Origin of the sequence: Neobacillus niacini, from assembly GCF_030817695.1 — a bacterium.
Classification (GTDB): domain Bacteria; phylum Bacillota; class Bacilli; order Bacillales; family Cytobacillaceae; genus Neobacillus; species Neobacillus niacini_F.
In genome coordinates, this window is sequence record NZ_JAUSZQ010000003.1 from 780,001 (window position 1) to 786,845 (window position 6,845).

At 45.1% G+C, this 6,845-nt stretch carries 4 protein-coding genes, 16 tRNA genes and 2 rRNA genes (1 of these 22 running past the window's edge); all 22 read left to right on the forward strand.

The genetic code is table 11. From position 1 onward, the window contains the following. Positions 1-1,810 (forward strand): 23S ribosomal RNA (locus tag QFZ28_RS27290) (it extends 1,127 nt beyond the left edge of the window). A gap of 131 nt (positions 1,811-1,941) precedes the next feature. Next, positions 1,942-2,057, forward strand: a 5S ribosomal RNA gene (gene rrf / locus QFZ28_RS27295). A gap of 17 nt (positions 2,058-2,074) precedes the next feature. Beyond that, a tRNA-Asn gene (locus QFZ28_RS27300) sits at positions 2,075-2,149 on the forward strand. A gap of 9 nt (positions 2,150-2,158) precedes the next feature. Beyond that, positions 2,159-2,250: transfer RNA gene (locus QFZ28_RS27305), tRNA-Ser, on the forward strand. Positions 2,251-2,274: 24 nt separating this feature from the next. Beyond that, positions 2,275-2,349, forward strand: a tRNA-Glu gene (locus QFZ28_RS27310). Positions 2,350-2,382: 33 nt separating this feature from the next. Next, positions 2,383-2,458: transfer RNA gene (locus tag QFZ28_RS27315), tRNA-Val, on the forward strand. 46 nt (positions 2,459-2,504) lie between these two features. Further along, positions 2,505-2,578: transfer RNA gene (locus tag QFZ28_RS27320), tRNA-Met, on the forward strand. Between the two features lie 3 nt (positions 2,579-2,581). After that, a tRNA-Asp gene (locus QFZ28_RS27325) sits at positions 2,582-2,658 on the forward strand. Between the two features lie 47 nt (positions 2,659-2,705). After that, positions 2,706-2,781 (forward strand) — tRNA-Phe (locus QFZ28_RS27330). 25 nt (positions 2,782-2,806) lie between these two features. Beyond that, positions 2,807-2,882 (forward strand) — tRNA-Thr (locus tag QFZ28_RS27335). A 24-nt stretch (positions 2,883-2,906) separates the two neighbouring features. After that, positions 2,907-2,991: transfer RNA gene (locus QFZ28_RS27340), tRNA-Tyr, on the forward strand. Positions 2,992-3,057: 66 nt separating this feature from the next. Continuing rightward, positions 3,058-3,131: transfer RNA gene (locus QFZ28_RS27345), tRNA-Trp, on the forward strand. Positions 3,132-3,146: 15 nt separating this feature from the next. Continuing rightward, positions 3,147-3,222, forward strand: a tRNA-His gene (locus QFZ28_RS27350). A gap of 34 nt (positions 3,223-3,256) precedes the next feature. Continuing rightward, positions 3,257-3,331, forward strand: a tRNA-Gln gene (locus tag QFZ28_RS27355). 4 nt (positions 3,332-3,335) lie between these two features. Continuing rightward, a tRNA-Gly gene (locus QFZ28_RS27360) sits at positions 3,336-3,410 on the forward strand. Between the two features lie 6 nt (positions 3,411-3,416). Further along, positions 3,417-3,487 (forward strand) — tRNA-Cys (locus QFZ28_RS27365). 40 nt (positions 3,488-3,527) lie between these two features. Then, positions 3,528-3,613: transfer RNA gene (locus QFZ28_RS27370), tRNA-Leu, on the forward strand. 22 nt (positions 3,614-3,635) lie between these two features. Then, positions 3,636-3,716 (forward strand) — tRNA-Leu (locus QFZ28_RS27375). Between the two features lie 154 nt (positions 3,717-3,870). Continuing rightward, a complete protein-coding gene (locus QFZ28_RS27380) occupies positions 3,871-4,620 on the forward strand; it encodes an IclR family transcriptional regulator (RefSeq protein WP_307196916.1) in 750 nt (249 codons plus the stop codon). Positions 4,621-4,636: 16 nt separating this feature from the next. Further along, the gene (locus tag QFZ28_RS27385) at positions 4,637-5,587 is read left to right on the forward strand and encodes a sugar kinase (RefSeq protein ID WP_307196915.1); all 951 of its coding nucleotides are present in this window, start codon (positions 4,637-4,639) and stop codon (positions 5,585-5,587) included. A gap of 14 nt (positions 5,588-5,601) precedes the next feature. Continuing rightward, a complete protein-coding gene (locus QFZ28_RS27390) occupies positions 5,602-6,240 on the forward strand; it encodes a bifunctional 4-hydroxy-2-oxoglutarate aldolase/2-dehydro-3-deoxy-phosphogluconate aldolase (protein ID WP_307196914.1) in 639 nt (212 codons plus the stop codon). Between the two features lie 132 nt (positions 6,241-6,372). After that, on the forward strand, positions 6,373-6,845 hold a 473-nt coding region (locus QFZ28_RS27395), incomplete at its 3' end, for a LacI family DNA-binding transcriptional regulator (protein WP_307197752.1).

Genomic DNA, 6,845 nt, shown 5'->3' on the forward strand with positions numbered 1-6,845 from the left:
ATTTAAAGAGTGCGTAATAGCTCACTGGTCGAGTGACTCTGCGCCGAAAATGTACCGGGGCTAAACGTAACACCGAAGCTGTGGATTGACACCATATGGTGTCAGTGGTAGGAGAGCGTTCTAAGGGCGTTGAAGCTAGACCGTAAGGACTGGTGGAGCGCTTAGAAGTGAGAATGCCGGTATGAGTAGCGAAAGATGGGTGAGAATCCCATCCACCGTATGCCTAAGGTTTCCTGAGGAAGGCTCGTCCTCTCAGGGTTAGTCGGGACCTAAGCCGAGGCCGAAAGGCGTAGGCGATGGACAACAGGTTGATATTCCTGTACCACCTCTTTATCGTTTGAGTGATGGGGGGACGCAGGAGGATAGGGTAAGCGCACTGTTGGATATGTGCGTGTAAGCAGTTAGGCTGGTAAGTAGGAAAATCCGCTTACCGTTAAGGCTGAGCTGTAATGCCGAGGGAAATATAGTACCGAAGTTCCTGATTCCACACTGCCAAGAAAAGCCTCTAGCGAGATAAAAGGTGCCCGTACCGCAAACCGACACAGGTAGGCGAGGAGAGAATCCTAAGGTGAGCGAGAGAACTCTCGTTAAGGAACTCGGCAAAATGACCCCGTAACTTCGGGAGAAGGGGTGCTTTTTGAGGTGAATAGCCTCGAAGAGCCGCAGTGAATAGGCCCAGGCGACTGTTTAGCAAAAACACAGGTCTCTGCGAAGCCGCAAGGCGAAGTATAGGGGCTGACGCCTGCCCGGTGCTGGAAGGTTAAGAGGAGGGGTTAGCGCAAGCGAAGCTCTGAATCGAAGCCCCAGTAAACGGCGGCCGTAACTATAACGGTCCTAAGGTAGCGAAATTCCTTGTCGGGTAAGTTCCGACCCGCACGAAAGGCGTAACGATCTGGGCACTGTCTCAACGAGAGACTCGGTGAAATTATAGTACCTGTGAAGATGCAGGTTACCCGCGACAGGACGGAAAGACCCCGTGGAGCTTTACTGTAGCCTGATATTGAATTTTGGTACAGCTTGTACAGGATAGGTAGGAGCCTGAGAAGCCGGAGCGCCAGCTTCGGTGGAGGCGTCGGTGGGATACTACCCTGGCTGTATTGAAATTCTAACCCACACCCCTGATCGGGGTGGGAGACAGTGTCAGGTGGGCAGTTTGACTGGGGCGGTCGCCTCCTAAAGAGTAACGGAGGCGCCCAAAGGTTCCCTCAGAATGGTTGGAAATCATTCGCAGAGTGTAAAGGCACAAGGGAGCTTGACTGCGAGACCTACAAGTCGAGCAGGGACGAAAGTCGGGCTTAGTGATCCGGTGGTTCCGCATGGAAGGGCCATCGCTCAACGGATAAAAGCTACCCCGGGGATAACAGGCTTATCTCCCCCAAGAGTCCACATCGACGGGGAGGTTTGGCACCTCGATGTCGGCTCATCGCATCCTGGGGCTGTAGTCGGTCCCAAGGGTTGGGCTGTTCGCCCATTAAAGCGGTACGCGAGCTGGGTTCAGAACGTCGTGAGACAGTTCGGTCCCTATCCGTCGTGGGCGCAGGAAATTTGAGAGGAGCTGTCCTTAGTACGAGAGGACCGGGATGGACGCACCGCTGGTGTACCAGTTGTCTTGCCAAAGGCATCGCTGGGTAGCTATGTGCGGACGGGATAAGTGCTGAAAGCATCTAAGCATGAAGCCCCCCTCAAGATGAGATTTCCCATAGCGTCAAGCTAGTAAGAACCCTGAAAGATGATCAGGTTGATAGGTCAGAGGTGGAAGCGCGGTAACGTGTGGAGCTGACTGATACTAATCGTTCGAGGACTTAACCAATTTTTTAGGTGAACTCGTTTTTACACACTTCTTCTGAAATTATCTAGTTTTGAGGGAATGAATTTTTTTCAAAAACCTCTTGAAAAATCTCAAAAAGACAGTATAATAAAGATTGTCTTTGAGAAAAGTAGTCTGGTAATAATGGCGAGAAGGTCACACCCGTTCCCATACCGAACACGGAAGTTAAGCTTCTCAGCGCCGATGGTAGTTGGGACTTTGTCCCTGTGAGAGTAGGACGTTGCCAGGCTGCAATACTTTTATTATTCCGCAGTAGCTCAGTGGTAGAGCTATCGGCTGTTAACCGATCGGTCGTAGGTTCGAGTCCTACCTGCGGAGCCATTCTTTTATGGAGAGCTGTCCGAGTGGCCGAAGGAGCACGATTGGAAATCGTGTAGGCGGGTAACCCTGTCTCAAGGGTTCAAATCCCTTGCTCTCCGCCATAAAAACACTATCTATTATTATATGGCCCCTTGGTCAAGCGGTTAAGACACCGCCCTTTCACGGCGGTAACACGGGTTCGAATCCCGTAGGGGTCACCATTTAATATTTTTAAAAAATTTATTTCTTAAAATGGAGGATTAGCTCAGCTGGGAGAGCATCTGCCTTACAAGCAGAGGGTCGGCGGTTCGATCCCGTCATCCTCCACCATGATTTTTTCACGAAGTGAAAATAATCTTCAAAATATTTTTATTGTCGCGGGGTGGAGCAGTCCGGTAGCTCGTCGGGCTCATAACCCGAAGGTCGCAGGTTCAAATCCTGTCCCCGCAATTCGGTCTGGTAGTTCAGTTGGTTAGAATGCCTGCCTGTCACGCAGGAGGTCGCGGGTTCGAGTCCCGTCCAGACCGCCATTTTTATTCTAAAACCATTAGGTTTTAATAAAGAGGCTTAATATAGTGGCTCAGTAGCTCAGTCGGTAGAGCAAAGGACTGAAAATCCTTGTGTCGGCGGTTCGATTCCGTCCTGAGCCACCATTTTTATTCTATTGATTATATGCTTGCCGGTTTAGCTCAATTGGTAGAGCAACTGACTTGTAATCAGTAGGTTGGGGGTTCAAGTCCTCTAGCCGGCACCATTAGGTGGAAATTTCATATTATGTGGAGGGGTAGCGAAGTGGCTAAACGCGGCGGACTGTAAATCCGCTCCCTCAGGGTTCGGCGGTTCGAATCCGTCCCCCTCCACCAATTTAGTTTTACGACATTGAATTTTAACCATAGTTTTTTCATACAGTGAGAATAGCTTTCTTTTTTAGGGGTATAGTTTAAAGGTAGAACGAAGGTCTCCAAAACCTTTGGTGTGGGTTCAATTCCTACTACCCCTGCCAATTAACTTTATTGTGGCGATTGTGGCGAAGTGGTTAACGCACCTGATTGTGGTTCAGGCATTCGTGGGTTCGATTCCCATCAGTCGCCCCATAAGACCATTTTTGGATGAAGAAAAAATTATCATTGGGCTATAGCCAAGCGGTAAGGCATCGCACTTTGACTGCGACATGCGTTGGTTCAAATCCAGCTAGCCCAGCCAATACGCGGAAGTAGTTCAGTGGTAGAACACCACCTTGCCAAGGTGGGGGTCGCGGGTTCGAATCCCGTCTTCCGCTCCATAATATGGCGGCATAGCCAAGTGGTAAGGCAGAGGTCTGCAAAACCTTTACCACCGGTTCGAATCCGGTTGCCGCCTTTAATTTTTTAATTTAAGATTTAATAGCGCATTTTATTGCGCCGGGGTGGCGGAACTGGCAGACGCACAGGACTTAAAATCCTGCGGTAGGTGACTACCGTACCGGTTCGATTCCGGTCCTCGGCATTACTTTAACAAATTTTATATTGCCGGTGTGGCGGAATTGGCAGACGCGCACGACTCAAAATCGTGTTCCTCTGGAGTGTCGGTTCGACCCCGACCACCGGTATCAAAAAACACTCACAAATGTTGTCAATCAACATTTGTGAGTGTTTTTTTTATTATTTTCTCAATATTTAAAGAGAATGCATTGACACCCTCAATAAACGAATATATGATTCATATATACAATCACATATGTGATTTTAAAGTGAGGTGTTATTTTGACCGTTAAGTCTGCACTGCGCGTTTTACAAATTTTTGAATTGCTTGCTCAATATCCTGATGGATTAACCGTGAAAGAAATGAGTGACAAACTAGGCTGGCCCCAGAGTAGTACCTTTAATCTGATTCAAACCCTATACAATCAAAGCTATTTATCACAATCAGCTTCAAAAAAGTATAAACTTGGTGCGAACCTTATTCAACTGGGTTCAAAAGCACTAGATTCCTTTGATTTCGTAACCGAATCTCAACCGTATTTGCAAGAATTAATGAATACAGTAGAGGAGACCGTTTTTATGGCGGTCCTTTCAGAAGACAAAGTGGTTTATGTAAATAAGTTTGAGTTTGAGCGTTCCATACGGACAAGTGCTTATATTGGAATGCAAAGGCCAGTTTATTGTACTGGTTTGGGAAAAGCATTCTTAACTTTCCTTCCTTTTCGTGAGAGGGAAGAGATTTTAAGTAAGATTGAATTGAAGGCGATTACACCAAAGACGATTACAGATCGTCAGGCTTTGGAATTGCAATTATCTGAGTTTTTTGAACTAGGCTATACGTTTGAAGAAGAAGAAAATGAAGAAGGATTACTTTGTATTGCAGCACCTGTCTATGATGTAAGCAAGAGGATAAAGGCAGCGGTAAGTGTTGCTGGTCCAAAAGAGAGAATGCTCATGCATAAGGACAGAATTGTAAGCAATTTATTAGTAACCACTGAAAGGATATCAGCAAGAATGGGATACAGTAAGTGAGTTAGGGGGAAAAGTGATGGACGTTGTAACCATTGGAGAAACGATGGTGCTGTTTACTCCTGAGGCGGAGGGGCCGCTAAGATATTCGCAGCAGTTTTCGAAAAGGTATGGGGGAGCTGAGTCGAATGTAGCCATTGGTTTATCTAGGCTTGGTCATCAGGCAGGCTGGATCAGTAAAGTAGGGAATGATGAATTTGGGAAAGGCATGCTTTCGTTTATCCGCGGTGAAGGGGTCGATGTTCGTACGGTTCAACTAACAGATGAAGCCCCAACAGGGATGTATTTTAAAGAACATAAACGCGAAGGCGTGATCAATATTTATTATTATCGAAAAGGTTCTGCCGCAAGTAGGATGACAAAGGAAGATTTAGATAAGGACTATATTGGCCAAGCCAAATATCTCCATATCACGGGAATTACTCCAGCACTCAGCGAGAGCTGCCGTGAAACGGTCTATGAAGCTATCAAAATCGCAAAAGAGAGAAATGTAAAGGTCGTTTTTGATCCGAACCTTCGAAAAAAACTTTGGGAAGAAGATTTGGCTAGAGAAGTATTACTGAAGATTGCTTCTGAAGCGGATATTATTCTGCCTGGTGTTGAAGAAGGTCAATTTATATTTGGGGTTGACGAACCTGAAGAAATTGGAAAACGTTTTTTACAGTTGGGCGCATCGATTGTTGTGTTAAAGATCGGGGCAGAAGGAGCTATCTATTTTACCGAAAATGAAACAAGAAAAGTATCTGGTATTCCAGTCAAGCATGTTGTTGATCCCGTTGGAGCGGGTGATGGCTTCGCAGCAGGATTTCTTTCAGGAATGATTGATGACTTACCGCTTGAACAAGCTGTTAAACGTGCGAACGCAGTAGGTGCACATGTGACTATGGTCAAGGGAGATGTTGAAGGTCTTCCAGATCGATTTGAAATTGATCAAATTCTATCAAACAATGAAAACGATGTCATTCGTTAAGGAAAGGTGATTTTATGACTTTACTAGATCAAATTAAAGAGACAGGTATTGTAGCTGTTATTCGCGGTGCATCAAAAGAAAATATTATCCCCATTGCAAATGCTTTAAAAAGCGGCGGCGTTACTGCCTTAGAAATTACACTTGAAACACCTCGAGTTCTTTCGACAATTGAAAAGTTATCCGCAGAACTTGGGGATGAAGTCATTGTTGGTGCAGGAACAGTCCTTGATCCTGAAACAGCAAGAGCAGCGATTATGGCCGGAGCAAAATTTGTTTTTTCTCCAACGACGAACATAGAAACGATTAAAATGACAAAACGTTATGGAGTCCTAAGCATTCCTGGAGCGTTAACTCCGACAGAAATTTTAACTGCCTTTGAAAATGGTGCAGATCTAATCAAAGTGTTTCCGGCAAATGTGTTTGGTCCGAAATATTTAAAAGATGTCCACGGACCACTTCCGCAAATTCCATTAATGCCTACCGGCGGTGTAAATCTTGAAAACCTTGGTGATTTTGTGAGAGCAGGCGCTGTTGCGGCGGGAATTGGAAGCAACCTTGTGAATACGAAGCGGGAAATCAATGAGCAATACCTTGCAGAACTTGAGCAGACAGCACGTGCGTATAGTCAAGCATTTAAAGAAGCGAAAAGGTAATAGATTTAACTTATAAATAACACTTGGAAAGTTTGTTTTCAGAATCTTTTAAAAAGGTATTGCCAATGTAAGTGTTTTCACTTATACTTTCACTAAACCGATTTACTAAACCGGTTTAGGAGAGAGATGCAGATGGAAAAAGTCACAATGAAAGATGTTGCTATTAAAGCGGGAGTTTCGAAGAGTACTGTTTCCCAGTATATAAACAACCGCTATGAATATATGGCACCAGCCACCAAGAAAAGAATTGAGAGTGCGATCAAAGATCTTCACTATATCCCAAATTATGTGGCGAAGAGTTTAAAACAAAAGAAATCAGCAACCATCGGGGTTATTGTTGCTAATATCCTTCATTCCTTTACTACGGAGATAATAAGAGTCATTGAGGATACATGTAAGCAGAATGATTTTCATATTTTCGTTTGTAATGCAGATGATAACCCTGAAAAAGAGCAAAGCTATATAAATATGTTAATAGCTAAGCAAGTAGACGGCTTGATTATTTTTCCAACGACAGGGAACTTAGAGTCCTATAAACAATTAAGAAAAGCTCAATTCCCGGTTGTGTTTATTGACCGTAAAATGGAGCCGGTTATTTTTCCAAC